Origin of the sequence: Vibrio sp. T9, from assembly GCF_003123985.1 — a bacterium.
Classification (GTDB): Bacteria; Pseudomonadota; Gammaproteobacteria; order Enterobacterales; family Vibrionaceae; genus Vibrio; species Vibrio diabolicus.
Genome location: NZ_NIGY01000005.1, coordinates 360,818 through 386,541 on the forward strand (window position 1 = coordinate 360,818; position 25,724 = coordinate 386,541).

General features: G+C 45.9%; 24 protein-coding genes. 10 read left to right on the plus strand and 14 right to left on the minus strand.

Annotated elements, in window-relative coordinates; all coding sequences use genetic code 11:
• Positions 1–108 precede the first annotated feature (108 nt).
• Entirely contained in the window at positions 109–699 is a 591-nt protein-coding gene (locus tag CBX98_RS12480; RefSeq protein ID WP_046875612.1) for a TetR/AcrR family transcriptional regulator, read from the plus strand.
• A gap of 129 nt (positions 700–828) precedes the next feature.
• Complete coding sequence (locus CBX98_RS12485) at positions 829–1,686, plus strand: alpha/beta hydrolase (RefSeq protein WP_109169337.1); 858 nt, start codon at positions 829–831, stop codon at positions 1,684–1,686.
• Positions 1,687–1,860: 174 nt separating this feature from the next.
• Here the strand turns inward: CBX98_RS12485 and CBX98_RS12490 are convergent, their stop codons facing one another.
• Positions 1,861–4,407, minus strand: a complete 2,547-nt coding sequence (locus CBX98_RS12490; RefSeq protein ID WP_109169338.1) for a glycosyl hydrolase family 18 protein — start codon at positions 4,405–4,407, stop codon at positions 1,861–1,863.
• Positions 4,408–4,776: 369 nt separating this feature from the next.
• Entirely contained in the window at positions 4,777–5,280 is a 504-nt protein-coding gene (locus CBX98_RS12495) for a DUF2850 domain-containing protein (protein ID WP_104972159.1), read from the minus strand.
• Between the two features lie 326 nt (positions 5,281–5,606).
• On the opposite strand from CBX98_RS12495, the gene CBX98_RS12500 reads away from it, so the two are divergent.
• Together CBX98_RS12500 and CBX98_RS12505 are read left to right on the plus strand one after the other, a co-directional pair.
• Positions 5,607–5,891, plus strand: a complete 285-nt coding sequence (locus tag CBX98_RS12500) for a pyrimidine/purine nucleoside phosphorylase (RefSeq protein ID WP_005392006.1) — start codon at positions 5,607–5,609, stop codon at positions 5,889–5,891.
• Positions 5,892–6,022: 131 nt separating this feature from the next.
• Entirely contained in the window at positions 6,023–6,304 is a 282-nt protein-coding gene (locus tag CBX98_RS12505) for a hypothetical protein (RefSeq protein ID WP_104972160.1), read from the plus strand.
• 3 nt (positions 6,305–6,307) lie between these two features.
• On the opposite strand, the gene CBX98_RS12510 is transcribed toward CBX98_RS12505, so the two are convergent.
• Positions 6,308–7,456 (minus strand): GGDEF domain-containing protein, encoded by a 1,149-nt coding sequence (locus tag CBX98_RS12510; protein ID WP_104973238.1) that lies wholly within the window; start codon positions 7,454–7,456, stop codon positions 6,308–6,310.
• Between the two features lie 533 nt (positions 7,457–7,989).
• Here CBX98_RS12510 and CBX98_RS12520 point away from each other — a divergent pair.
• Positions 7,990–9,330: an MATE family efflux transporter gene (locus tag CBX98_RS12520; protein WP_109169339.1), complete on the plus strand. Its 1,341-nt coding sequence runs from the start codon at positions 7,990–7,992 to the stop codon at positions 9,328–9,330.
• Positions 9,331–9,426: 96 nt separating this feature from the next.
• On the opposite strand, the gene CBX98_RS12525 is transcribed toward CBX98_RS12520, so the two are convergent.
• The 3 genes from CBX98_RS12525 to CBX98_RS12535 form a co-directional block, all read right to left on the minus strand.
• Entirely contained in the window at positions 9,427–11,106 is a 1,680-nt protein-coding gene (locus CBX98_RS12525) for a pseudouridine synthase (protein ID WP_109169340.1), read from the minus strand.
• 117 nt (positions 11,107–11,223) lie between these two features.
• Positions 11,224–11,844: a DsbA family protein gene (locus CBX98_RS12530; RefSeq protein WP_109169341.1), complete on the minus strand. Its 621-nt coding sequence runs from the start codon at positions 11,842–11,844 to the stop codon at positions 11,224–11,226.
• Positions 11,838–12,704 (minus strand): MBL fold metallo-hydrolase, encoded by an 867-nt coding sequence (locus tag CBX98_RS12535; RefSeq protein WP_109169343.1) that lies wholly within the window; start codon positions 12,702–12,704, stop codon positions 11,838–11,840. Before CBX98_RS12535 ends, CBX98_RS12530 begins: the two co-directional genes overlap by 7 nt.
• A 126-nt stretch (positions 12,705–12,830) precedes the next feature.
• On the opposite strand from CBX98_RS12535, the gene CBX98_RS12540 reads away from it, so the two are divergent.
• Positions 12,831–13,718, plus strand: a complete 888-nt coding sequence (locus tag CBX98_RS12540; RefSeq protein WP_109169345.1) for a LysR family transcriptional regulator — start codon at positions 12,831–12,833, stop codon at positions 13,716–13,718.
• Between the two features lie 95 nt (positions 13,719–13,813).
• The gene (locus CBX98_RS12545; RefSeq protein WP_109169346.1) at positions 13,814–14,617 is read left to right on the plus strand and encodes an HAD family hydrolase; all 804 of its coding nucleotides are present in this window, start codon (positions 13,814–13,816) and stop codon (positions 14,615–14,617) included.
• A 105-nt stretch (positions 14,618–14,722) separates the two neighbouring features.
• Here CBX98_RS12545 and CBX98_RS12550 read toward each other — a convergent pair whose 3' ends face one another.
• The 5 genes from CBX98_RS12550 to CBX98_RS12570 all read right to left on the minus strand — a co-directional run bounded on the left by CBX98_RS12550 (position 14,723) and on the right by CBX98_RS12570 (position 19,196).
• Positions 14,723–15,112: a hypothetical protein gene (locus tag CBX98_RS12550; RefSeq protein ID WP_242446587.1), complete on the minus strand. Its 390-nt coding sequence runs from the start codon at positions 15,110–15,112 to the stop codon at positions 14,723–14,725.
• Positions 15,113–15,136: 24 nt separating this feature from the next.
• On the minus strand, positions 15,137–16,234 hold the full coding sequence (locus CBX98_RS12555; protein WP_109169350.1) for a GGDEF domain-containing protein: 1,098 nt from the start codon (positions 16,232–16,234) through the stop codon (positions 15,137–15,139).
• A gap of 5 nt (positions 16,235–16,239) precedes the next feature.
• Positions 16,240–16,695, minus strand: coding sequence for a hypothetical protein (locus tag CBX98_RS12560; RefSeq protein WP_005391987.1), 456 nt, complete (start codon positions 16,693–16,695; stop codon positions 16,240–16,242).
• Between the two features lie 451 nt (positions 16,696–17,146).
• A complete protein-coding gene (gene fghA / locus CBX98_RS12565; RefSeq protein WP_047009747.1) occupies positions 17,147–17,986 on the minus strand; it encodes an S-formylglutathione hydrolase in 840 nt (279 codons plus the stop codon).
• A gap of 61 nt (positions 17,987–18,047) precedes the next feature.
• Positions 18,048–19,196 carry an S-(hydroxymethyl)glutathione dehydrogenase/class III alcohol dehydrogenase gene (locus tag CBX98_RS12570; protein WP_005391984.1) on the minus strand — a complete coding sequence of 383 codons (1,149 nt, stop codon included), beginning with the start codon at positions 19,194–19,196 and terminating at the stop codon, positions 18,048–18,050.
• Positions 19,197–19,489: 293 nt separating this feature from the next.
• Between CBX98_RS12570 and CBX98_RS12575 the strand changes: the two genes are divergently transcribed.
• A complete protein-coding gene (locus tag CBX98_RS12575) occupies positions 19,490–20,296 on the plus strand; it encodes an arylamine N-acetyltransferase (protein WP_109169352.1) in 807 nt (268 codons plus the stop codon).
• A gap of 80 nt (positions 20,297–20,376) precedes the next feature.
• Positions 20,377–21,249 carry a LysR family transcriptional regulator gene (locus tag CBX98_RS12580; RefSeq protein ID WP_020841645.1) on the plus strand — a complete coding sequence of 291 codons (873 nt, stop codon included), beginning with the start codon at positions 20,377–20,379 and terminating at the stop codon, positions 21,247–21,249.
• A gap of 99 nt (positions 21,250–21,348) precedes the next feature.
• Here CBX98_RS12580 and CBX98_RS12585 read toward each other — a convergent pair whose 3' ends face one another.
• The 3 genes from CBX98_RS12585 to CBX98_RS12595 form a co-directional block, all read right to left on the minus strand.
• Entirely contained in the window at positions 21,349–22,122 is a 774-nt protein-coding gene (locus tag CBX98_RS12585; RefSeq protein ID WP_109169353.1) for a siderophore-interacting protein, read from the minus strand.
• A gap of 211 nt (positions 22,123–22,333) precedes the next feature.
• Positions 22,334–24,256, minus strand: coding sequence for a S9 family peptidase (locus tag CBX98_RS12590; protein ID WP_109169354.1), 1,923 nt, complete (start codon positions 24,254–24,256; stop codon positions 22,334–22,336).
• 255 nt (positions 24,257–24,511) lie between these two features.
• Entirely contained in the window at positions 24,512–25,096 is a 585-nt protein-coding gene (locus tag CBX98_RS12595; RefSeq protein ID WP_006740964.1) for a LysE family translocator, read from the minus strand.
• Positions 25,097–25,210: 114 nt separating this feature from the next.
• Between CBX98_RS12595 and CBX98_RS12600 the strand changes: the two genes are divergently transcribed.
• A complete protein-coding gene (locus tag CBX98_RS12600) occupies positions 25,211–25,651 on the plus strand; it encodes an Lrp/AsnC family transcriptional regulator (RefSeq protein WP_031813570.1) in 441 nt (146 codons plus the stop codon).
• Positions 25,652–25,724 lie beyond the last annotated feature (73 nt).

Consider the following 25,724-nt stretch of genomic DNA (forward strand, 5'->3'; position numbering starts at 1 on the left):
CATTAACCAACTCAATACGTGATTAGCGAGTCGAAAATGACACTAATGTATGGTTAGACCAGTTAACTCTAGATTGCAAAAAAGAACGATCGTGCTAAAAATAAGATTATGCAAAAAGGAAAAGTGACAAAAGAGTTTATTCTGCAACGGGCTTTTGAGATCGCCAGCGAAGACGGATTAGAAAGTCTTACGATTGGTGAGTTAGCCAAGCAATGCGGTATGTCGAAAAGTGGTCTGTTTGCTCACTTCAATTCGAAGTTGAATTTACAACTATCGGTATTGGAGCACGCCAATAAAGTGTTCGCTGCTCGGGTTATTGAGCCTGTTCGTGAAGCAGGGGATGGCAATATCGAACGTAAAATTCGAGGGTTGCTCGACTCTTGGATGACTTGGAACCACGCATTTCAAGGAAGTTGTATGTTTCTAGACGCTTGGAATGACACGGCAGATAAAGATTGCCCACTTCAGGCCGGACTGCGTAAATCCATAGACACTTGGCTGAGCTATTTGGAGATCCAAATAACGAAAGGCAAAGAGAAGCAAGAATTTGCAGCAGACATAGATACACGCCAAGCAACGTTTGATTTATACGGTCTTTATTTGAGTGCGCATGTTTTTTACTCAATTAAAGGTGAGGAAGAAAGCTTGCGCCTGTTTTGGCAAGGGATCGACAACTTATTTTCTCGCTGGAAAGGCTGATACCAGTTATTCGCTTTCCAGATTTGTAGACATAAAATCATAAAGAGCGGCTGAGTTCGCTCTTTCTTATCAGCATAAAAAGCACGACCGTTCTATTTTTGTGCTTAGCTGATAGTTAAGGACATAATCATGAGTGAAAAAATTTACTTTAATACATCGCAACGTTTCAGTATTAAGCGCAGTTTGGTGAACATCAGTACGCGTTTACACCATACGCTGGCCCCTTCCCATGCAAAGAATACCGCGCGTAAGTTGCTCCTGACACCTGCTCGCACAGCACCTAAAAACACCGAACCTCAAGGACTTACCAAGGGTGAAATTAAAGGGCATGCAGGCATTATCAAAACCTACACTTTGGGCTCTGGACCTATTTGGGTGTTAACTCATGGTTGGTCTGGCACCGCAAGTCAGTTTTATCCGTTGATGGAACATATTGCGTCGAAAGGGTTCACCGCTTTGGCATACGATCATCCAGCACATGGTGAGAGTGAAGGGCAGTATGGGCACATTCCGGGTTTTGTCAAAGGGTTAGAAGATGTGTTAGATACGGTAGACGATATTGTTGGTCTAGTTGGGCACAGCATGGGCACCGCTTCTGCTCTTGAGTGCAGACATAGCAAATTAGAAAACAAGCCTTTACTGCTTATTGCACCGGTATTGAATTACGTAGAGAACCTATTCGGTAGCATTGCGCGTTCAGGTTATTCGATGAAGCTTTTTAATGCTGTGGTTTCAGAAGTTGAAGATCAATTTGGTTACCCATTACAGTCAATTGATCCGCTAAAGCGTTTGGCTGAGCGCTCGTCTCCAGCCATCATTGTTCATGATGAGCAGGATAAGTTCACTAAGTACAGTATTTCTGCACAAGCCGCTGAAGAGATTGAAAATGTTGAGTTAGTGACAACGCAAGGTCAAGGCCATGGCCGAGTGATGAAGTGTGCACAAGTCTTCAGTAGTTTTGACCGTTTACTCGATCGTTCTTGGTAATCTTCATGCTTGCTAATTGGCTCGGTCCGTTTTGGGCTAATTCGATTTGAAATCAATACCTAGGATTGTTTTTCGTCTATGGTATCGCTTTTCTCGTTATGAGATAAAAACAAAAAAGGACAGCCGAAGCTGTCCTTTGATCGTTAACTTTACAGAAAGTCTGCAAGGTTGGGCTTAGTTACAGTTAGCTACGCCAACTTCTTTCCAAACGCCCCATTCGCCAGATTGGCTAGGATCGTCACCCTGAGTCCACCATTTCGCTTCCCAAGTTTTACCTGCATGAGTGACTTGGTTGCCGCCTGTGTACACTGCGCTTGCATCCCATGCGTTGTCACAGGTACCAGGGTTTGGATCGGTGGTATGCTGTGCAACAACAACAGTTGCGCTTGCCGTTGAAGACGCTTTGCCGTCGCTCACACTTACGGTAAAGCTTAGGCTAGTGTCTTGCGGGTATTCAGCAGCAGTGAAAGTTACTTTAGAACCTTCAACCGTTGCGTTCAAACCTTGAGGAAGCGTCCAGTTGAAAGTAAGAGTATCGTTGTCTGCATCGCTAGAGGCTGACGCATCTACAACTACAACGTCACCAGCGTTTGCTGTTGCTGGAGCAACAACTTGCGCTACTGGCACATTGTTTGCTGGGTCAACCACACCTGCTGGCTTCACAGTTACTACAACAAGGTCAGATGCCGTTGCACCTTCGTTGTCAGTCACCGTTAGCTTGAAAGTTAATTGCTCCTCAACGGTAACTTCTGCTGCATCAAAGCTTGCTTTCGCAGTGTTGGCGCCTGCTAGTACCACAGCAGTGCCAGAGACTTGCTCCCAAGCGTAGCTTGCGATAGTGCCGTCAGAGTCTTTCGATAGGCTGCCATCTAGAACCACACTTGCAGGGCCAGTTACAGATTGATCTGCGCCAGCAGCTGCGGTTGGTTTACGGTTTGGTTGAGGAACTACACCGCCAGCCATACCTTCGTGCATTGCGTTGAGAATGTCACCGTTATCCGCGTCGATTTCCCAAGAGAATAGACCCGCAAGACCTAGAGACTTCGCGTAGCTACCTTTTGCTAGCACTGAGCGATGGTCATCAAATGTGATCAACTCACCCGTTGTGCGGTTCCACACCCATGGTGCTTCTGCTTGGGCATCGTAGCCGTACTCGAAGCCGTTGATGCCAGTGTTGTTGGCACCTAGCATAAATGATTTAATGCCTTTGTAGTCGATTACGCCATCTTCCCAAACACCTTGCGCTGTGCTGCCCTTCAGTTTACCTGTTGCAGTACCTGTCATTGGGTCATTTGGATCGGTTAGCGTATCTGGAGTTACGCCTTCCCAGCCACGACCGTACATTGCTGTACCAAGTACTAGCTTGTTCGCAGGAACGCCTTGAGCAAGAAGAAGTTGGATGCCGTTATCTGCTGTGTAAGCAGGACCTTTGTACGGTTCGCCGTTCTCATCAACGCCACTACCGTCACACTGACCAGGGCGCATGAATGAACCACAGTAAAGCGCAGTTTGGTGACCAGGAACGTTGTTCCAACCGCCATAGAAGTCGTAAGTCATCGCGAAGATGTAGTCCATGTATTGAACCGCATCTGCATAGTCTACGTCTTCAATCTTGTCGTAACCGACACCGATAGCTGACGTTAGCTCGTAAGTACGGCCTGTCTCAGCTTCTAATTCATCAAGCATTACGCGCAATTCACGCATCAGTGCGATGTAAGCAGGGCCATCGTTTACAGGGTCGCCCTTATCCGCGGCTGCACCGCCGCCACCTGGGAATTCCCAGTCGATATCAACACCGTCATAGAATTTCCAAGTTTTCAGGAACTTCTTAACCGATGCGACGAATGTGTCTCGGTTTTTCTTGTCCACGAAATCGAAGAATGGGTCAGACAGCGTCCAGCCACCGATAGATGGGATGATTTTTAGATCAGGGTTACGTTGTTTCAATGCCATTAGCATTGCGTAGTTACCCTTGATAGGTGTGCTGTATTCATGACCAGCTTGTGGGAAGCTCTTCTGATAAGCGGCCCAAGGGTCGTGGATCACGACTTCGTAGTCAGGCACGCCTGTACAAGCGGTTTGTAGTGCATTGAAACTGTTGCCGCCAACAGACTTCACAGACTCATTTGGGCCACAAATTGGGATAAAACCGTAAAGGATGTGAGTCAAGTTGTCGACTGGCATGTTATCGACCGTGTAGTCACGACCATAGATGCCCCACTCAACAAAATACGTACCCATCACGACGCTTGGATCGGTATTGTACGTTTTGTTGTTTGGATCAACGTTCATCGTCAGTGGCTTCAAGTGAGAACCATCGGTATCTGCAATCGTGATTTCAGCTGGTGCGCTTTTCGCACAACCTGTCGCATCACATGCCTCGATTTCCATTTGGTATAGGCCGCCCTGACCATATTCAAATGTCGCTGTTGTTTGGCTACCAGTGATTGGGCCGGTTGCTACTTTTGCACCATCAAAATAGACGTTGTAAGTATCACCTGGCGTGCCACTCCACTGGTTAAACTTAACAGTGATCTTCGCTTGCTCATGGTATTTCACCATGTCGTAGTAGCCTGACGTGGTTTCCATCGCGAGTTCAATTTTAGAAAACTGAAGGTTGTTGGAACCGTACATATCGATACTTGGTGCGGTTGGAGCCGCAACTGCAGCACCTGATAGTGCTAAAGCAACGCCAGCTGCACATAGGTTAAATCGAATCATAACTTCTCTCTCAATCCTTGGATTCATGTTCTACCTAGAACATAGGCTGCTCTTGCACCAGATAAGATGATTGGATTTACTCCATGTGCAAAAGCATCACACTCAGCATTTCAGAGAGTTTTTTTTCGTCAAAAAAAATTAAGACGGTTTTCGAGGCACTTGAGAGAACTTAACTAAAACTCGCACTCTGTTACACAGAAAGTGTCAGACTGAGTCAATAATTTATAAAATCTCAGCAGAAACTAAAATTATTGTTTACTCAGTAGCGAGTGTGATAAATGCGATGAATACCTTATTTCATTGTTTATTAAGGTTTTGTTTCATCGAAATAGAAAGAGAATTGAAAGGAGAAATAGCCGTGAAGACGTGCTAGTCACGGCTGAAATGTTCACTTAATGCAGCGCGACGTTTTGAAGCCGCTCCGGTTTCTGAGCCTTGAACGGTATGCTCAAATCCCTTACGGATGAATCGTTGGTCTGGAATAAGAGGCTCAATACGGCGAATCTGAGGTGAAAGGTGAGAGCCCGAGATCTGGTACGCGGTTTTTCCTAATCCGGTGTTCAACGTGATGACCTTTCCATCGAATTCAAATTCTGTCGTGATGAGTCGATGGTTTCGATATACCCCATCCTCCGTGAAAGTCAGACGTTCTGTTTGGTAGGGTGGCGCGCCGATCTCAATCCACTCGCCGTAGACTTTTTCCGGGTCAATATGGTCTTGATAGGATAGGTGGATTTGATAGCTGAAAAACGTCAAAAGACCCACCCCAAAAACGGCAAATGTGCTTTTGAGGACTTTGGATTGGTGGCGAGCCCAAAATGAAAGTTTTGGTTCCTGTCTTGTTTTCCGCCTTCGGCGAGCTGAGTCCGTCATTGGTCTACTTTTCTTCCCTTTTTTAATATGGTGGAAACCTTCCTTCTCAAAAACAAACAATCCCGCCATTAAGACTAAGAAATTATGATCTAATGTCCACTTTTACATTCGGATACACTCTTATTGATGGTTTTATTGTTTGCTAGCGTTAACTAATTCACCGACTTTATCTCACTAATTACGTCGTCTGGTTAAGCCTAGAAAAAGGTGGCCTCGCTCAGTAGCAAAGGATGTGCTTTATAACGTTGAGCTTAATGGCTTTCAGGGCTTGAGTAACAGGAAGAAACAAGGTAAAAAAGAGCGGACTTTTGATAAGGAAACCAATAATGAGTATTAAGGAAAATAGCTATTTTGCAGGTAGTGTAAAATCACTAGGCTTTAACCAGAATGATCAGGACGTTAGCGTTGGTGTAATGCTTCCTGGTGAATACACGTTCGGCACTCAAGCGCCTGAGCGTATGACGGTTGTAAAAGGTGCACTTGTGGTCAAGCGTGTCGGCGAGAGTGATTGGACGACTTACCAAAGTGGTGAGTTTTTTGAAGTGGAAGGGAACTCCTCATTTGAGCTTCAAGTGAAAGACGCGACTGCGTATTTATGTGAGTACTTCTAAAGCGTCCTTTTTGCCTGTAACAAAGCCACCTTCGGGTGGTTTTTTCGTCTATGTCCTTCACTTATAACGCATCTTTTGGTTATTTGGGTATATACTTAATAAAAATGTACCCATCGACCAGGGAGGAAGTGATGGCAGTACAACGCAAGCATTCTGATCTCCCTCCTCGTTACGAGGACAAAGATCTCACCAATGAGCAAAGACATCGTTTTACCGAGGTCGCCAATGCAGCCCATAAGAGACGTGAATTCTATCGACGTGCTCTAGGGAAAGGCTTAATAGGCAAAGTGAAGGACCGTGCGTTTAAAGGCCAATTCAGTCGCCAGCAAGATAAGCCGAGCAGAGTGCTGCAAGCTGTGTGGCTAATCGTATTTCTGGTGCTGGGGCTATGGGTTATGCATGTATTCGCTTAACCATTAGCAAGCTTCTGATACAGTCGGTGTTTCAGAGGCTGACTTCTCTTCGGTATTGCAGTGCTCGTAATACGCGTATTGGTTTTTCCCTGTGTGTTTAGCCGCATACATTGCTTTATCTGCGCACCGAGTCAATTCAGATAAATCCTTCGCATCTTGTTTGTAGATAGCAGCGCCCACACTCATTGTTAACTCGTTAATCATATCGTAGCTTCGGTAGCCTTTTGGGAATAGATTCACAATACGCTTCAAAATGCTGTCGAGGTCATCTTTACTGTTTATGTCGTACAGCATGAGCACAAACTCGTCGCCCGCAAATCGAGCGATGGAGTAGTCGTGTTTGTCGGTTTTTCTGTCTTTATGGCGAACATTGTTTTTTAATCGAGTTGCAAAGGCTTGAAGCACTTGGTCACCAATATCGTGTCCGTAGGTATCGTTAATGTGTTTGAAGTTATCAATATCTAGGAAGACCAGAGCAGTGATACTGTCATCAGATGAATGGTTGATCTCATCGAGCTTTGCACGTGCCCAAGTTTCAAAGCTCCAGCGGTTGGCAAGCCCTGTGAGTTGGTCAAAATACGCCAACTCTTCAATCCCTTCACGATAAAGTGTTTGAATGTAGTTGAGGACTTTTGTGTAGTAGTACGAGAATGTGTGACACACAAATGCAGTTGCTATCAGGGTCAGCATAAATCGTCGTTCTATGATGTCACTGGCTGTTGGTAGCCGATCTAAAAAAACGACGCCAAAAAAGATCAGTAAGATATAGGTGCCACTAAACAGCAGACCGACTTTAAACTCATTGATCAGCACCAGAGTAGCGACAATGGGGTATAGCCATAGCAGTTTGCCTGAGGGGGCATCGTTATACAGAAGTAGCAATAACCCTTCGAACATCAATACTGCACTCAGCCATAGGTCGGCATATTGATGATGTCGTTGAACCTTTATCACATAACTGATACCTAAACAGGCTAAGGCACACAGAGCATGGAAAAAGCTTAATCCCCAATTATCCTCAAACAATTGAGCAATGGAGCCATAAGTTAAACATGCCGCGGCGATACTGGAGCATAAAAAGACAATTTTCTTTTTTCTTGTTGAGCGGATATCCGCCATTTCCTCTAAGCGTGCTCCAGCCAATGTCGACATTACGTATCCTTGCTTAATTAACGTGTACGCTTATTCTAGGCGGTATTTTAGCGATGAATAGAACAACAAAGTTTCCAAATGTGATGTCAGTCATTTTTAGTATGGGCCTAGAAGTGTGGTTTGGTGAGAGTGCTCAAAGCGCAACAAAGGCTTATAAAGTTTTCCATGGCGGATCTTTATGGCTTCAGATGGTTCGATTAATAATTCAAAGTAATGCATTTCCACCGCCGTATTTGCAGGATCTATCCTGACTCAACTCTGTTGGGAATAGCATGAACTGCGCCTTCTACCTATTGAGCTCATTGTTCGTCAATCGACGATCTCTAAATTCCGGCAATGAGTTTTTCGTTGTGAAAAAGCATTAGAAATATTTTTCCGAAACAAATCGAAATATTGTTGTCGTTGTGACCAATATGCGACTAGAATCCGCGCTAAATCACGACCTCATATCGAGCTTCATTCGAGTTACTCTTTTTCCAAACTGCTTCACACATTTTGTGAGGCAGTTTTTAGTTGTAGGAAAGGTTAAAAACATGCCTAAAAGCCAAAACATCAACCAACGAATGTCCATCGTGGCATTGGCTTGGCCGATTCTTGTCGAAATTTTGCTACGGACGGCTTTAGGAACCAGTGACGTGTTCATGCTGAGTGGCTACTCAGACAAAGCGGTATCCGCTGTTGGTGTGATCACGCAGATTACCTTTTTCTTAATCATCGTTTCGACGTTTGTCAGCAGCGGAACGGGGATTTTGATTGCCCAATACAACGGCGCTGGGCGCGAGCAAGAGTCTGTGAACGTCGGCGTTGCAAGTATTGTGCTGTCCGTGATTGTCGGTGCGTTCTTGAGTGTGATTGCCGTGCTTGGCGCGATATTCCTGCTCCCGTATTACGGTTTGGAGGCACAAGTCGAGCAATACGCACGTGAATATTTGCTGATCAGCGGAGCGATGACGTTCAACGTCACCATAGGCATAGTCTTTACGACCATTCTGCGTAGCCATGGCTATTCGCGCTCTCCAATGGTGGTGAACTTGATCTCGGGTGTGTTCAACATCATTGGTAACTATATTGCGCTTTACCAGCCATTCGGTTTACCTGTGTATGGTGTGCAAGGTGTAGCAATAGCAACCGTCGTCAGCCAAGTCATCGGTACGTTAATGTTATGGTTTATTCTAGCTCGCAGCAGCATTGAACTACCAATGTCGACCATGAAACAAGTGCCCGCAGAAATTTACAAAAAGATCTTAAAAATCGGCGGTATGAACGCGGGTGAAGTGCTGTCTTACAACGTGGCGCAAATCTGCATTGTGTACTTTGTGGTGCAAATGGGGACGGCATCGTTGGCAGCTTTCACTTATGCGCAAAACATTGCCCGTTTCTCGTTTGCTTTCGCGTTGGCAATTGGTCAGGCTGCGCAAATTCAGACTGGTTACTACATCGGTAAAGGTTGGGTGAGCAGCATTTTAAAACGCGTACAAATCTACTTCTTAGTGGGATTTGTGACATCAACGGCGGCAACCACACTGATTTACCTGTTTAGAGAAGAGATTCTGCGCGTATTTACCGATCAACCAGAAATACTCGCATTGGCAGGTTCGTTAGTCATGGGCTCAATTTTGCTCGAGGCCGGACGTGTGTTTAACCTGATTTTTATCGCGGGGCTCAAAGGCGCGGGTGACATCAAGTTCCCAGTGCAAATGGGTATTTTGAGTATGTGGGGACTAGGCGTGCTTTTCTCTTACATCTTTGGCATCCACTTGGGTTATGGCGTTTTAGGGGCTTGGATGGCAATCGCACTCGATGAATGGGTACGTGGTATCATCATGGCAAGGCGTTGGCGCTCTCAGGTGTGGACCAAGTTTAAGGTGAGCTAACGGTTTTCGGTATCGCGCATCACGCTTATTCTGTTGTTAGAAACCAAAAAAGGCACTGTTAGTCAGTGCCTTTTGTTATTTAAAATCTGGAAGACGTTAGAATTCGCACCCAGCTTTGAACACCATGCGCTCTTTACTGTATGGATGATCCAGCTCTAGCATCTCAGCATGCAGGTGTAAGCGATTCGCTTTTTCGCCGTATAAACCATCACCAACCATTGGCATGTTTAATCCCATATGATGAGCACTGTGTACACGTAGTTGGTGAGTTCGCCCGGTTTTCGGATACATGTATACCTTGCTGCGTCCATCTTTGACTTCAATCAGCTGCCAGTAGGTTTCTGCATGTTTCCCGTGTTCAAAACACACCAGTTGACGTGGGCGGTCATCTGGGTCACCACGCATTGGCAGTGAAATTTCCCCTTCCGGCTCGTTCAATACGCCTTCGAGCAGTGCCATATAACGTTTTTGTACGCCGCGAGCCATAAACTGTTTTTGCAGGCTTTTGTTCGCGCGCTTAGTTAAGGCAAACACCAAAATGCCAGAGGTCGCCATGTCGAGGCGATGAATCACAAACGGCCCTTCCACATCAGGGAACATCGCTTGTAAGCGCGTATAAGCAGAGTCTTTGATGGTTTTACCCGGCACTGAAAGTAAGCCCGATGGCTTGTTGACGACGACCATAGCGTCGTCTTGGTAGATTATCTCTAGTTCTTTGTCTTCTGCCCAATTCTCCGCTAATGGGTTAGGTTCGACATCCAGCCCTTGCATCATATGGCCCAAAATCGGCTGACATTTGCTGTTGCACGATGGGTAGAACTTTTTGTGTTGGCGAACTTCAGACTTTGGCGACACACCCCACCAAAATTCTGCCAGCGCCAGCGGTTTGAATCCGTATTTAAACGCGTATTGGAGCAGTTTGGGCGCAGCACATTCCCCTGCACCTGCTGGTGGTATTGGGTTTGTGGTGTCCGAAAAAATGTCCACCAAGTCGCGTGTTTCGCCATGGCTGTTTAGGAAGCGGTATTGTTTATGCAATTTGTGCTGTAAAGCGTTGGAGAGCGTCTTGCGCTGCTCTTTCAGGTGAGCAAGTTGCTGCTCTAACTCGGCCAATCGTGCTTCTTTGATTGCAAGCTTTTCATCCCACGCTTGCTTTAAGTATTTGAGAACATTTTTCTCGGCGACACTTTGCTTACCCAACTCATCCAACAAGATTTTGAGATCATCGGCATTGAGCGTTTGCTCGCCCTGTTGGCGCTGTCGTTTGCGTGCGGCGCGGCCGTCTATCATCACTTGGCGCTGTGTTTGCTCCTCTTGCTGATAAGCGGCTCGGTCGGCTTGGATTTGCGCTTTAAGATCCGCTAATTCCGGATTCGCAGCACAGGTTTTGTACTCCGCATTGGCGGCGTTGATGGCATCCGTTTCTGCGCGGAAGAAGCCTTCATCGGTCAGCATGTCGTACACAGGAGGGACAAATCCTGGAATCAAGTTTTGGTCAGCAATTTTGCCAGAAAATGCACTTAAAAAGCCGAGCTCGCCTTGAGGGCTTTCTACCAGCAATACGCCAAACATTTTGCCTCGCCCCGTTTCTTCATTAACCAAACCAAAATCGTGTTCGAAGTCGGTTTGCGCTAATAAGTGCTGTTGCAATTGCTTTGCGGCCAAAACGCAAAGAGGATGCGGCGTGTAGTAGAACGGAAACGTAAACTGCGTTGGTAATTCATAGTCAGAAGTATCAGCAGTAAAACGTGTAAAACAATGTTCAGGCGAGTGCATGGTGGTTATCCGCGCGAGTAAAAATTCGAGCGAGGATTGTACCTGTTTGAGTCAGGATTGCCATGTCGGTGTGTGCACTCGCTCTTGGATTAAGGACAAGAGCGAGTGGGGAAGAGTTTATTGCAGTTTTTGTAATGCAAGCTTCCACTGTGCCGGTTTGTCGTAGTAGGCCGAGTGCGGCAAGGTCAAGTACTCGCCATTTACTTCTGCAATCAGGGTTGGGTAACCACCAACGTTTAACTGGCGCATCAACTGTCGGCTAGAGCGAATTCTCTCGTTTAGTTCGGCTTCGCTTAACGTCATGTTTTGCTCCCACGCATCGTTTGCTAAACCTAGCGATTCTGCAATGGCTTTGAGCGTCGATGCTTCATTCACTTTTAACCCGAGCTGATAATGCGCGGATTGGATGGCCTTTAGCATGTGCCATGGATTCAGCCCCATTTTCTCCGCACTCAAGATCGCTTGTGTTGGTAGATAAGAATCAAGAACAAACGCATCGTCGCTTTTCACGCGTTGCAGATATGCTTCACCAAACGTTGCTCCGGTTTCGGTTGCGATACGAGCGTCACTGTTGATGATGTGCTGACGAAATTCAGGCTCAATTGCGCGCTTCTCAATCATGCCGCCGGGATGAAGCTCCACCTTAAATTGAGAGGTGTCCATCAAGGCTTCGATGAGTGGTGATGCCCCGTAGCACCAACCACACATGGGATCGAAGAAGTAATGCACGGTTACCATGACATTTCACCAGTATGCACTTTCGCACCGATTTCTAGCGCGATTGGCAATTGAGCTTCTGGGTATTTCGCTGACATGGTGTCAATGAGTTGAGCACTGTTATTGCTGTGTTTTTTCGCTTGCTGAAAATCCTGTAAGTATTGTTGCGAGTAGCGAATGGTGTCTGCGTTCAGCTTTGTGCCTGCTTTCATGTGACCAGGAATGACCACTTGAGGTTTAAGCGCAAGCATCTCGCTAAGCTGCTGCTCCCAAGCATTGATAGCGGTTTGGTCAGCGGCATCTGCCATCCATAAATGCACGTTTGAGTACACGGCTACGTTACCTAGAATCGCTTTGTTATCTGGAATCCATAGGTAAGGGCGGTGTGCTGATGTGCCATGGTTACCACGGATTTCAATCTTATGACCTTCTAGCTCTAATGATGCTTTGTCGTATGCGACAGGGATTACTGGTTTTACCGGTGCGTTTGCGCCAAGCTTTGGTCCCCAGTACGCCAACTTTCCAGCCAACTTCTCTTTAATAATTTTTTGAACCGCTGGCGTTGTGATGATCTGCGCATCAGGGAACTGTTGGTGTAAGGCCTCTGCGCCAAAGTAGTAATCTGGGTCCGCTTGGCTGATGAAAATGGTTTTAAGCGTTTTGCCTGAGTCCAGCACTTTAGCGGCAATGCGCATCGCGTCAGCTTTGGTGAAGCCAGTGTCGATGACCATGGCATCAGTCTCACCGTATACCAAGGTTGAGTTAACGTGGAAGCTGTTACCATCGGCGTTGTAAACCTCAAGAGTAAGGGGAGAGTGGTTTGCCGCTAGAGCAGGGCTTGCCATTAAAATGGATGCAGCAATCAAAGTGAATTTTTTCATAATAAGCTCCTAAAGAATTTGGGGCCAAGCGACGATGGCTTGGGAACGGGAGCTATATTAGAAAATTGATACGCTCGGAAAAATACACAATAATGTGCATCACTATTTCTTATTTCGAGCAAATGTATGGACAGAGTAACGGCAGCAAAAGTATTTGTGGATGTGGTGTATTCTGGCAGTTTTACCGCTACCGCCGAGCGGTTAGACATGTCTCGGCCAATGGTGACTCGTTATGTAGAGGCGATGGAGAACTGGCTACAAACTCGTTTGTTGCACCGCACTACGCGCAAGGTGTCACTCACCACCGCAGGGGAGCGCAGCTTGCCTCAGATTGAGCGCTGGTTAAAACAGGCCGATACGTTGACGTCGAACATTGCCGTTGATGGTGAGCTGTCCGGAAAAATCCGTCTCGCGTCGAGCACTTCATTTGGGTTCTCACAGTTGATCCCAGCAGTAAACAGTTTTATGCAAAAGCACCCCAAAGTGCATATCGACATAGATCTGCAAGACTCAGTGAGTGATCTAACCGAGCAACGCATCGATCTGGCAATCCGAATTGCGTCAGATCCCGATCCTTCTTTGATTGGTAAGCCGATTGCGGTGTGTGAATCGGTGTTGGTGGCATCGCCGCAATACTTGCAAACTCACCACGCGATCGCGCATCCCCGAGATTTATCTTCACACGACTGTTTGGGTTACAAAAACTTTGAGCGTCACGTATGGCATTTGTCGCAGGGCGAGCAGTTCGAATCGGTGGGAATTGAGTGTCGCCTAACCAGCAATGAGGCCACGGCGTTATTGCATGGCGCTTTACAAGGCATGGGTATTTCGATGTTGCCAACCTATTTGAGCAATATCTATCTGCAATCGGGTCAGCTTGAGTCGGTGTTGCCGAATTGGAAGCCAAATGATCTCAACATTTACGCGCTGTATTCATCGCGTAAACACTTGTCTCCTGCTGTGAGAGCTTTCATCGATCACAGTGAAGATTACTTTAAACTACACCCTTGGTAATCGCGAAAGGCGTCGTCATCCCGACTTGAGATTCATACAAGATCCTGTACCTTACATGGATATATTTTTCGCAGCGTCATTTAGAGTTTTAGTTAATGTCACAAGTTCGCATCAAATTTATTGCTTCCGATATGGACGGCACTTTGCTTGACCAATACGGTCGTTTGGATCCAGAGTTTTTCGATCTGTTTTTGCAACTGGAAGAGCAAGGCATTTTGTTCTCCGCTGCGTCTGGTCGTCAGTATTACAGCCTGCGAGACACGTTCGCGCCAATCAAAGAGCGAGTGTTGTATGTGGCCGAAAACGGCACCTTGGTGATGTACCAAGACAAAGAGCTCTACAGTTGCACCATTCCTAAAGCGGAAGTGGCGGAGATTGTGAAAGCGGCTCGTGAAATTGACGGGGCGAACATCGTATTGTGTGGCAAGCGCTCGGCGTACATCGAAACGCATGATCAGCAATCGCTGGAAGAGTTTCAAAAGTACTACCACCGCTGTGAATATGTGCCGGATTTGCTTGAGGTCGAAGACGAGTTCATTAAGGTGGCAATTTGTCACTTTGACGGTTCGGAAGAGCTCCTGTTCCCGACCATGAACGCGAAGTTTGGCGAAACGCATAAAGTCGTAGTGAGCGCAAAAATTTGGCTGGATGTGATGAATGCCGAGGCGTCTAAAGGCGCGGCCATTAAGCATCTTCAAGAGACGATGAATTTTACTCCGGCAGAAACCATGACGTTTGGTGATTACCTCAATGACCTCGAAATGCTGCAAGTCAGTGAGCATTCGTACGCGGTTGCCAATGCGCATGAAGAGATTAAGAAAATCGCTCGTTATTCTGCGCCAAGCAACCAAGAGGCTGGGGTACTCAAAGTGATTAAAGAGAAAGTGTTAGCGAAGTAACGCCCCCCTTTCGATGTTCTTTTCTTGTTAACGTAAAAAGCCCGGCAGTGCATGCGGGGCTTTGTTTTTTTGTGTGGTGGGAGGGGGTAGTAATGTTCCCGTTTTTTAGCGCACGTAGTTGGCAGTTGCGCTGACCAAAAAGTGCTGCAACTTTCCATCCGATTTTGGTACCCACAAGTCGTTGTGGTATTGGTAGATATGGCCATTGACGGTCACAGACAAGGTGTTATCACCCGTTTGTTCCATGCGAATAAACTGATCCGAAGTGACCAAAAACGGCTCTTGCTCTTCAATGCTCTGGCCAGTTGCCAATACGAAGTAGCCGAATCGGTTGCCAGCATCCGGATCGGTTGAGTAGATTCGATGCCCAACGAGGCTGTAGTCGTCGTTGAGTGCCTGCTCAAGCGTTTTTTGCCCGATGGTTTCGTGCGATGGAATAAATACCCAAGCCAACACACCTGCCGCAATGACTGCCAGTAGAAGCAGTATTTGCATGAACTTTTTCATCATAAATACCGTTTAACGTTGAAATTTCATTTTGTACATGCGCTTATCCGCTATGCTGATAAGAAAGTCAACATTGTTACTGTCTTTTGGGTATTGCGCTAAGCCCATGCTGGTTGATAGTGTCGCGACGTTGTCGGAGTTTAGTATTGGCGCATCAAATACCGCATTGATATGCTCACGAACGCCTTCTTCATCAACATGCTCCCCTTCGAGGATGACGGCGAACTCATCGCCTCCCATGCGATAGACGGTAAAATCATTCAACGCCATAGATTTAAGCCGTCTAGCAATTTCACGCAGTACGGTGTCTCCCACTTGATGACCGTGTGTATCGTTGACGCTTTTAAAACCATTTAAATCTAAAATCCACAGAGAAAAAGGCCTTTTCTCTTGAGTGAGCTCATTCAGGTTGATAAATAGTGCATTGCGATTTCCAAGATGAGTCAGTGGGTCGCTGAGCGCCAGTTTTCTATGGAAATGGGATTCACGATAAAAGAAATAAGTCAGAGACAGGATCGACAAAACGAATGTAGCAAACAGCATATACTGCGCTTGCATTAACCGTTGCGTTTCTCCTTTCTGTGCCTCATAGACTTTGCTGCTGAGGCGAAAGTTCTGATTAACGAAATCGACCAAGCTTAAGTACAGTGTTTGAGTGGATCGATAAAATTGAGCCGCAGCTTGACTATCGCCAGTTCTTGCTTCAACTAATTGCGCTTCCAGACCCTGAAATTCCTCAAAAAGATCAATGAAATACTGATGCATATTATTTCGAGAGAAAAAAGTGTAGGCTTCATTACTACTAATTAATAAATCGAACCTACTCCAGGCCAATTCATATTGTAGCTCTGCACCTTCGATATTTAATACATTTTCATCGACTCGTCTCGCTTCTCCGACAAGCTCCGAAAGCTCTTTAGAGAGTTGGAATAAAAACCAGGTTGCTTGTTTTTGCTCATTATTAAAGTTTTGTGACAGTGCGCGTGTCTGCTGCAGAAGCAATACATTTGCGAGAAGCAAAGAAGTGGCAAACACCACAAGTAACATTTTACTGGTTGTAGAGTATTGTGGTGCTCTCTGCTTTTGATGGGTGGGTTCTGATAACTTCATTCTTATTATTTTGCTTTCATCTCATTTACTTGCCAGACCATTTGCGCGTGATATTTATTGTAGTTGAGCTCAGGATAGAGACTAAGAGAGTATATTACCCAAAATGGCCCCTTATTCCTGACTTTTATATAGTGTTGATCTTGTTGGTAAGCCAGTATTGGTTGGTATCTAAGAATGTCTTGTCGAGACAGTGTCGAGTGATAGTCATTCAAGCTACTGACATCAACTTGTTCTGGCACTTTGCCATAGACGTGGGTGAGGAGCGTGCTAAGTTTGACCCCAAGAAATTCAGAAGAAGCAGGGATCCAAGGCAGCGTGGTTGTGTAGCTGGTGGTTGGTAAAGATTGAATCTCTTCCAGTTTTAATGTGACACTAGGTTGTTGGCTACTGCTAAATACGATCGTACTTGCAGATAAGAATGGCGCAACAAAAAACAGACCTAGCGCGACTATCTTTTTCATCATATGCCCTTTGAGTTTTATTCTTTTTGCTGAGCTAGGACAAAGGTGCTAGCGGTACTTTATTTGTAATTGTAATAATAGAGCCAACCGGATGAGATTTTATAATATGTTATGTTTGAAAAGTAACTGTCGGTTTACTGTACGTCAAGGTTATTAAGTGACTTCTTAATTAAAAGGTCAGAAATATGCGTTATTATTTCGCTCTATAACGAATTCGTGTCAGTTCGCAGATTTTTAATGGAAATTAATCCTATTTTCAACCGATGAATTGTATTGTGAATGAGAATTAGAAGGGTTAATGATTGAGGTATAAGCGAACCCGGTTTCATCCTTACATTGTTCTCTATCTATATTCCAATGTTATTTAAGATTAGTATGTTAATACGCACCAAAAATAAAGCCACCTTGGTATGTGACTTTATTTTTTAATTCATCAAGTTACTTCTATGAATTAGGCAAACAAATACTTCGCATGGAAGTTGAGATGATCGTCAATAAAGCTTGAGATGAAATAATAGCTATGGTCGTAACCAGATTGCATTCTTAAGTTCAGGTTTGAATCATGCACTTTTGCTGCAGCAACCAGCGCTTCTGGCCTAAGTTGCTCGTTAAGGAAGCCATCAGCATCACCTTGATCAACCAAAATAGGAAGTGGTGATGGTTTTTGCTTGAGAAGCTCACTTGCATCGTATTGCTTCCAGCTCTCAATATCTTTGCCTAAGTAAGCAGTAAAGGCTTTTTGTCCCCAAGGGCATTGGACTGGGTTACAGATAGGGCTAAACGCCGATATTGAGCGATATTGTTCTGCGTTTTTCAGACCAATGGTTAATGCTCCGTGACCTCCCATGCTGTGCCCAGAAATGGATTTTACTTCTGAGACAGGGAAATTGCTTTCAATGATCTCTGGTAACTCTTTAGTCACGTAATCGTACATGAAGTAATGCAGTGACCAAGGGGCTTGAGTCGCATTAAGGTAAAAGCCAGCTCCTTTACCCAGGTCATAGTTTTCATCGTCAGCGATACCTTCGCCTCTTGGACTCGTGTCTGGTGCAATGATCGCAATACCAAGCTCAGCCGCCATACGAAATGCGCCCGCTTTCTGCATAAAGTTTTCATCGGTGCAGGTTAAGCCCGACAACCAGTACAAAGCGGGTACGGGGTTCGATTTAGTGGCATTCGGTGGTAAGAAAATCGCAAAGCGCATCGTGCAGTTTAGGGCTTTGGATTCGTGTGTATATTGTTTGTGCCAACCGCCAAACACTTTGGCCTGGCTTACATTTTCAATGGTCATGAATAAACTCTCTAACAACAGAATGAATTCAGGCTCCCCAAAAGGAGAGCCTGAGGCAGCATTATTGATCCATATGAATAACAGTACGGATGCTCTTACCTTCGTGCATCAGATCAAACGCTTTGTTTACGTCAGCCAATCCCATTGTATGAGTAATGAACTCTTGCAAGCCAAACTCACCAGCCATGTAACGGTTTACGATTTCTGGAAGCTCAGAGCGGCCTTTAACACCACCGAAAGCCGAGCCACGCCATACACGACCAGTTACGAGCTGGAATGGACGAGTTGAGATCTCCTGACCTGCACCCGCAACACCGATGATCACCGACTCACCCCAACCTTTGTGACAACACTCAAGTGCCTGACGCATCACGTTTACGTTGCCGATACATTCGAATGAGTAGTCAACACCACCGTCAGTCATTTCAACAATCACTTCTTGGATAGGCTTGTCGAATTTCTGTGGGTTAATCACATCGGTTGCGCCTAGCTGTTTTGCAAGATCGAATTTGCTTTCGTTGATATCGATACCGATGATGCGGCTTGCACCCACCATGCGTGCACCGATGATCGCTGAAAGACCGATGCCGCCCAGACCAAAGATCGCAACCGTGTCGCCTTTTTCAACTTTTGCCGTATTCATAACTGCGCCCATACCGGTTGTTACGCCACAACCTAACAGACACACTTCTTCAAGTGGTGCATCTTTGTTTACTTTCGCCAGTGAGATTTCTGGAAGAACCGTGTACTCAGAGAAAGTAGAACAACCCATGTAGTGGAAAATAGTCTCACCGTTGATAGAGAAACGGCTTGTGCCATCTGGCATCAGACCTTTACCTTGAGTTTCACGAACTGCCTGACATAGGTTGGTTTTGCCAGATTTACAGAACTTACACTCGCCACATTCTGCGGTGTAAAGAGGAATCACGTGGTCGCCAACCTCAACGCTGGTAACGCCTTCGCCCACCATTTCAACAATACCGCCACCTTCGTGACCAAGAATAGAAGGGAAGATGCCTTCTGGATCGTCGCCTGACAGAGTGAACGCATCAGTATGACAAACACCTGTTGCGACGATGCGCACTAGCACTTCACCCGCTTTAGGAAGCTGTACATCCACTTCTTCCATTTTCAGTGGTTCGCCAGCGGCCCATGCAACCATTGCCTTGGATTTGATGTGAGTTTGACCAGGTTTGATTTCAACAGTCATTGGATTTTCCTTTATATTCTCAGTATATGGAGTGACGTAATAAGCGTAGTTAAGGTTTGCTTACTGCGCTGCGTCGTTTTGTTGGTATCTATTCTAGGTGTTTCAATAAAAATGATAATCCGTCCATTTTGAAAATGATTTTTACATATACGTAATAATGGTAAGGTAAGCAGATTATAAGAGTGTGATGCCTCCTCAACGCGGAAGGGAAAGCGGAAAAGGCAGTTGACCTGAAGTTAGGTAGAGGGGCTAGAGTAGAACGCAATCAACCCATCAGCGAAGTAAGAGTGATTATGAACAAGACGGATCTGAATGCCTATTTAACCAAGCTCGGTTTGCCAAGAGAGCTACCTGCCGATTTAGAAACATTACATAAAGTACACGTGGCGCAGCACCACAGCCTGCCGTTTGAGAACTTTGATATTGCGTTGCAGCGCGGCATTTCTGTTGAGATTGAAGACATCATTCAAAAAACCGTGTATCACTCTCGCGGTGGTTACTGCTTTGAATTGAATGGCTTAATGCTTGAGGTACTCAATACTCTCGGATTTGAAGCACGCAGTTTACTAGGACGTGTGCATGTGTCGGGCACACCAACGGGCCGTAGTCATCAAATCACGTTGGTAACGCTGGATGAACAAGCATGGATTGTCGATGTGGGCTTTGGCTCCAATACGCCGCGTGCGCCATTGCCGTTTATCCTCAACCAAGTGATTCAGACGGATTTACAAACCTTCCGCTTTGTCGAAGATGCTCAGTTTGGTTGCTTCCTTCAAGTGTTGTCAACGGATGGAACGGACACATGGAACAACCTTTATAGCTTCGATTTAGAGTTTGTGTTTGCGGGTGATATCGCGTGTGGCAACTTTTTTACTTCCACTTCTCCTCACTCGCGTTTTACCAGCGCAAGAGTCGCGGCGAAAGCAACAGAAAGTGGGTTGGTGACATTGCTTAACTACACACTCAAATACACCAGCCAAGGTGAGCAGACAGAATTGGAGTTAGAGCCAGGCCAAGCCTATCTGGATGCATTGAAAGAATACTTCGGCATTGAGCTTGATGCGCAGTACGGCGATCTTCGTCCGTTGCCTGATGCGTAAAATTCTCCCGTTTTCAAAGCGTAGCGCGACGAGAACATTTTCATCACTATTTGTCTAAAAGAGGTCGACAGGAATACAGCATGGCGAATTGGGAAGGGGTCAGCGAATTTGTTGCTGTGGCGGAAACCAACAGTTTTACCGGAGCAGCAGCTAAGCTGAAAACATCGGTGGCACAAATCAGTCGTCGGGTATCAGCACTTGAAGAACGACTTGCGGTGAAATTGCTGCATCGCACGACGCGAAAAGTCTCCCTGTCTGAAGCCGGACAACTCTATTACCAGCAGTGTAAACATTTGGTGGAAGGGTTAGAACTGGCCGAGCTTGCCGTAACGCAAATGCAGACCGAACCGCGCGGTTTACTGCGCGTGACGGCTCCTGTGACGTATGGGGAAATGAACCTCGCGCCGCTTTTGCATCAGTTTTTGGAAAAATACCCGCGTGTGGACCTTGATTTAGTGCTGACCAACCAAAAGCTGGATTTGATTGAGCAAGGTGTAGACGTAGCGATTCGTCTTGGCCGCTTGCAAGATTCCAGCATGATCGCCAAGCGTCTTTCCTCACGTCAAACCTACGTGTGTGCCAGTCCGATGTACTTGGAGCGTTTTGGTGAGCCACATACGTTGTCGGAATTGGGACGGCATCAGTGCTTGGTTGGCTCTGTCGACTATTGGCACTTTAAGGAAAATAAACGCGATAAATCTTTACGCGTGTCGGGACGGATTAAATGCAACAGCGGTTTTGCTTTGGTGGACGCAGCGAAGCGCGGTCTGGGTTTGGTGCAATTGCCGGACTACTACGTGCAAGAGGCGTTAGACAGTGGTGAGTTGGTCGAGGTGCTGACCGATTACCGCGACGATCGCGAAGGCATTTGGGCGCTGTATCCGCAAAGTCGCAATTTGTCGCCAAAAGTGCGGTTATTGATCGACTTTTTGGCGCAAGAGCTTGTTGATTAGCGGTTTAAAGTGCCTCATTACAAGGTATGTTGCTAAAACGCCCGGTGGTGCCGGGCGTTTTTATTGGGATGAGAGCTGGAATCGAAAAGACATGAACCACTATTGATTGGATTCCGCGTCTTCACGTTTAATCACTTTGTGCCCATCTTCAGACACGCCTTGCTTCCAATAGCTGCTGATGTAGATATTCTCGCGATCGACTTCTTTCTCATTGCGGAAATATTGGCGCAGCGCACGCATTGAATCGAACTCACAGGCACACCATACTGCGGCGTCCCCATCTAGCCATTTTTGTTCGCGTACCGCTTCTGCTAGGGTTTGACCTTCTGTAAGCCAAATTAGCTCCATACCAGCTGGTGCGTGCAGAGGCTGGATGTCTGCCGCAGACATCACACTGATCACGGCATAGCCTTTTGCCTCTTCTGGTAGCGTACGAATTTTCGCTGAAAGAGCAGGAAGTGCTGTCATATCGGCGGCCATAAAGAACCAGTCAGCCTCGGTATTCAAATTAGAGATACTGCCTGGACCTACGATATTAATCGTATCGCCTTTTTGTGCGGCCATCGCCCAACGCGCGGCAAAGCCACACTGTAAATCTTGTGTGGTGTGGCGGACAAAATCGACTTCGATGGTGTGTGTTTCCGGATGGAAACGACGAATAGTATAGGTTCGCATTAATGGTCGGTCATCGTCGCTTAGCGTGTTCAAATCGGTACCGCCCATCTCATTGAACAATAGCTTGATGTAGCTACCTTCGCAGTCGCGTGGAAACTGGCTTAGCGCTTCACCTTGCAAAGTAATACGCTGCATATTTGGGGTAATTGTCTCTGTATTTGTGACAACAATCGTTTTAGGTTGAGGCTTCTTCTTCATCTTTGACTCTACTCGATAATTATTCTCTTTCTCATTTAAGATTATCAAGATCTCTCATAAGAGGGTAGTGTCTTTATATAAATTTACACTGTGAATTGAGCTGGATTATTGGAGTATTGCAGTAGTACTGGGGACTGGGTCGAGCAAAATACGTAGAAAAAATAAGAAAGGGCACGCCAACATGCCCTTTCGAACTTAACGATGTAAAGGCTTACTGAGTTTGCTCAAGTAAATGTGTTTTTAGGAATCTATCCATCGCTTGGTAACCATCAAGACGGTTCTCCAAAGAGCGGAATCCGTGCCCCTCATTTTCCTTCACGATGTATTCGACCTCGACGCCTTGTTCGCGCAGTGCATCAACGATTTGGTCTGACTCGCTCTTCACCACGCGTGGATCTTGTGCACCTTGTAGGACCAATAAAGGTGCCTTAATTTGGTCGACATGGAACACTGGTGAGTAGGCTTTCATCATTTTCGCGTCTTCAGGATCATTCGGATTGCCTACTTGCTCGTGTAACATTGCAAGGAATGGTGCCCAATAAGGTGGAATGGAGTCCATAAAGGTAAATAAGTTAGATACGCCAACGTAGTCGATTCCGCACTTATACAAATCAGGAGTGAATGTCACCCCCGCCAGAGTTGCGTAGCCGCCATAAGAGGCACCATAAATACATACGTTGCCATCTTGTGCGTAACCTTGTTCGGTAGCCCATTTGACACCGTCGGTAATGTCATCCTGCATGGATTGTCCCCATTGCTTAAACGACTTCTCCCAAAACTCGCGACCATAACCAGTTGAGCCCCTGAAGTTCATTTGCAGCACGGCGATACCGCGGTTAGCGAATAATTGCACCTCAGGCTGAAATCCCCAGTGATCACGAGCCCATGGACCGCCGTGTGGGAGCACAAGCAAAGGCAGATCTTTGGCTTCTCGACCCTTCGGCAGCGTTAGGTAGCCATGAATGGTTTCTCCATCGCGAGCGGTGTATTGGATAGGCGTCATCTTCGCCATATGTTCTGGCTTATGCCATGGAGCGTTTTCTGCCAATTTCTCCAATTTGTCTGCTTTACGATCGTAGAAGTAGTAATTTGGTCGATCGACATCGCTGTAGGTGACGACAATCATTTTACTTTCATCTCGCGTCGCACTGGTTACAGAAATTTCTACATTTGGCAGTTTCTCTGAGAGGCGTTCGAAGGTTTGTTGGTAGGAATCATCTAAGAAGTGATAGTGGTTTTTATCTGTCACGTAAGAGACTGAAACCAGCTTATTAAGCGCTTCAGAGTAGTGAGCGCTATTCACGTCAACTTCCGGGTGAGAGAAGATTTCTCGTATTTCTTTATTGGCTTTTACATCGTATTCAACGATGGCTGATTTATCACGCGTAATTCGTGATGCCACATATAAGTTTTTGTTGTCCGGCGTGAATGAAATGGGGCTAAAGCTCTCTTTGAAAGTGAGATTCTTTAGCGGCTTAAATTCATCTTCAACCGTATCGCGATATAAAACGGAGGTATTAACACCATCTGATGTGGTGATGACACGAATGTTGCCATCGTGATCGGTACCCCATGAGCGCACATTGCCCGGGTTTTGCGCGACGAGAGTATTTTCGCCTGTTTTTAGATTATGTCGATAGACATCAAAGACTTGCGGGTTACGCTCGTTACTCGAAATCAAAATGTCATCGGGTTGATTGTCTAGTGTGTCGATAACGTATGCCACAACACCGGATGTCGGTGTGATGGTTTTCTCTTCGCCTGTTTTGACATTAACCGTCACGAGATAAAAGTTCTCATCTCCTCCCGTATCACGAGAGTAAATTACGGTGTCTTCGCCAACCCAGTAGTAGTATGCGATGTCGCGCCCTGTTACGGATGTGACGCGTTTTATCTGATCGGGGTTATCTGTGGGATAAACAAAGACGTTCTTACGGTCTTGCCATGGCTTCATCATTGAGATGTAGTCACCAGCAGGAGAGATTTGATAGCTAGAAACTTCGCTGTTTTTAAAGAAATAATCCACTGGATACTCGGGTGGAATGACTTCAGCATTGGTTGTGGTGGATGTTTGACTGCAACCCGCCAATAATAATCCAAAAGTGGCAGCAAGAATAAGCTTGCGAGTGTGCATTGTGTAACGCTCCTTGTGTAAAGGACCTTAAGCTCATGAGCTTTTGGCCAGGGTGATAGATTCATCGCAGTTACTGCGAGCAAGCAACGAACATTAAAATAGCTGTGGCTTATGATTAGTGTGCTTTTAATAAATAGCGCATTGCTTCGCTACTATGACCCTGGCATTGTCCAAAAGTGGCGTTAGATTATGATTATTGATTCAGTATCTACCTGAACTTTGTATTAGATCACGGTTTTACGGATATTTTGTCTTCTATATCATTGGGATAGTCGACAGCAGTAAAAGCGCTGCCATCCCATAGTTAAACCCTTTTACACGCCTAGATGTGGTCAACCAGCGTTGAAGTTGCATGCCTGCCGCAGTCCAAAATGTTACCGATGGCAAGTTAGCTAAGCAGAAGATACCCGCGATAAAAGTCAGTTCAAGCCAAGAACCGCCACTGGTGTATACCGTAATGGCCGTCAACGCCATCGACCAACCCTTCGGGTTCACCCATTGGAATGCCACCGCCCCTAAAAAAGACATTGGGCGAAAATCGTGTTTTGCTTCGGTTTTGCCGCTCGTGGCGATTTTGTACGTCAAGTACAGCAAATAACTCAAGCTCAATACTTTCAAAATGGAGTGAGTAATCGGGTAAGCGTTGAAGAGACTCATCAAACCAATGCCTACTAAAATCAGCATGGCACCAAAACCGAAGGTAATGCCCAACATGTGTGGAATGGTGCGTTTAAATCCAACATTTGCCCCTGAGGTCATCAACATAATGTTATTGGGACCCGGCGTAAAAGTGGAGACAAAAGCGAACAACGCCAAAGCGCCCAGTTGATGATATTCCATAGATTGTTCCTTGAATCAGTTCTCGATAAGTTGAGAACAACTATAAGTAGAACTGAGGTCAATATTGTGCTTTTATTTGATGATTAGAAACTAAATAAGCAATGAAACATCATCATGGATAGATTTGACGAAAGAATATTGCAAGTGCTCAAGCGGGACGGAAGAATCTCCAATGTAGAGCTGTCGGAACGCGTTGGCTTATCTCCGTCTGCAACCTTACGTCGAGTGCAAGATTTAGAGCGTAAAGGCGTGATAAAAGGCTACCGAGCGGTACTGGATAATCAGCAACTTGGCGTGGGTTTTGTCGCTTATGTGTCGATTGGTTTGGCCTCGCACTCTAAGCAAGCACAGCTTGGTTTTGAAGAACACGTACGTTTTGTGGATGAAGTGGTGGAATGCCACAATATTACGGGAGCCAATGAATATTTAATACGCGTAGAAACGCAAAATTTGGCCGCATATAAAGCGTTCCATGCCGATGTACTGGGTGAGTGTGAGCACGTCAAGTCGATCACAACCATGGTGGTAATGGACACACCGAAAGACGAACGTTAGTCGGTCAAGCGTGGCATGGTTTTGTGGCACATGAATTTGAAGTGACTCGAAAGAGTCAGTCGAGTATGAGATA

Coding starts and splice junctions, on each gene's coding strand:
- CBX98_RS12520 (WP_109169339.1), top strand. CDS start 7,990: ATGCCTAAAAGCCAAAACATCAACCAACGAATGTCCATCGTGGCATTG.
- CBX98_RS12575 (WP_109169352.1), top strand. CDS start 19,490: ATGAACAAGACGGATCTGAATGCCTATTTAACCAAGCTCGGTTTGCCA.
- CBX98_RS12580 (WP_020841645.1), top strand. CDS start 20,377: ATGGCGAATTGGGAAGGGGTCAGCGAATTTGTTGCTGTGGCGGAAACC.
- CBX98_RS12525 (WP_109169340.1), bottom strand. CDS start 11,106: ATGCACTCGCCTGAACATTGTTTTACACGTTTTACTGCTGATACTTCT.
- CBX98_RS12485 (WP_109169337.1), top strand. CDS start 829: ATGAGTGAAAAAATTTACTTTAATACATCGCAACGTTTCAGTATTAAG.
- CBX98_RS12505 (WP_104972160.1), top strand. CDS start 6,023: ATGGCAGTACAACGCAAGCATTCTGATCTCCCTCCTCGTTACGAGGAC.
- CBX98_RS12550 (WP_242446587.1), bottom strand. CDS start 15,112: ATGCAAATACTGCTTCTACTGGCAGTCATTGCGGCAGGTGTGTTGGCT.
- CBX98_RS12540 (WP_109169345.1), top strand. CDS start 12,831: ATGGACAGAGTAACGGCAGCAAAAGTATTTGTGGATGTGGTGTATTCT.
- CBX98_RS12530 (WP_109169341.1), bottom strand. CDS start 11,844: ATGGTAACCGTGCATTACTTCTTCGATCCCATGTGTGGTTGGTGCTAC.
- CBX98_RS12595 (WP_006740964.1), bottom strand. CDS start 25,096: ATGGAATATCATCAACTGGGCGCTTTGGCGTTGTTCGCTTTTGTCTCC.
- CBX98_RS12560 (WP_005391987.1), bottom strand. CDS start 16,695: ATGAAAAAGATAGTCGCGCTAGGTCTGTTTTTTGTTGCGCCATTCTTA.
- CBX98_RS12555 (WP_109169350.1), bottom strand. CDS start 16,234: ATGAAGTTATCAGAACCCACCCATCAAAAGCAGAGAGCACCACAATAC.
- CBX98_RS12590 (WP_109169354.1), bottom strand. CDS start 24,256: ATGCACACTCGCAAGCTTATTCTTGCTGCCACTTTTGGATTATTATTG.
- CBX98_RS12535 (WP_109169343.1), bottom strand. CDS start 12,704: ATGAAAAAATTCACTTTGATTGCTGCATCCATTTTAATGGCAAGCCCT.
- CBX98_RS12600 (WP_031813570.1), top strand. CDS start 25,211: ATGGATAGATTTGACGAAAGAATATTGCAAGTGCTCAAGCGGGACGGA.
- CBX98_RS12495 (WP_104972159.1), bottom strand. CDS start 5,280: ATGACGGACTCAGCTCGCCGAAGGCGGAAAACAAGACAGGAACCAAAA.
- CBX98_RS12545 (WP_109169346.1), top strand. CDS start 13,814: ATGTCACAAGTTCGCATCAAATTTATTGCTTCCGATATGGACGGCACT.
- fghA (WP_047009747.1), bottom strand. CDS start 17,986: ATGACCATTGAAAATGTAAGCCAGGCCAAAGTGTTTGGCGGTTGGCAC.
- CBX98_RS12585 (WP_109169353.1), bottom strand. CDS start 22,122: ATGAAGAAGAAGCCTCAACCTAAAACGATTGTTGTCACAAATACAGAG.
- CBX98_RS12480 (WP_046875612.1), top strand. CDS start 109: ATGCAAAAAGGAAAAGTGACAAAAGAGTTTATTCTGCAACGGGCTTTT.
- CBX98_RS12500 (WP_005392006.1), top strand. CDS start 5,607: ATGAGTATTAAGGAAAATAGCTATTTTGCAGGTAGTGTAAAATCACTA.
- CBX98_RS12570 (WP_005391984.1), bottom strand. CDS start 19,196: ATGACTGTTGAAATCAAACCTGGTCAAACTCACATCAAATCCAAGGCA.
- CBX98_RS12490 (WP_109169338.1), bottom strand. CDS start 4,407: ATGATTCGATTTAACCTATGTGCAGCTGGCGTTGCTTTAGCACTATCA.
- CBX98_RS12510 (WP_104973238.1), bottom strand. CDS start 7,456: ATGTCGACATTGGCTGGAGCACGCTTAGAGGAAATGGCGGATATCCGC.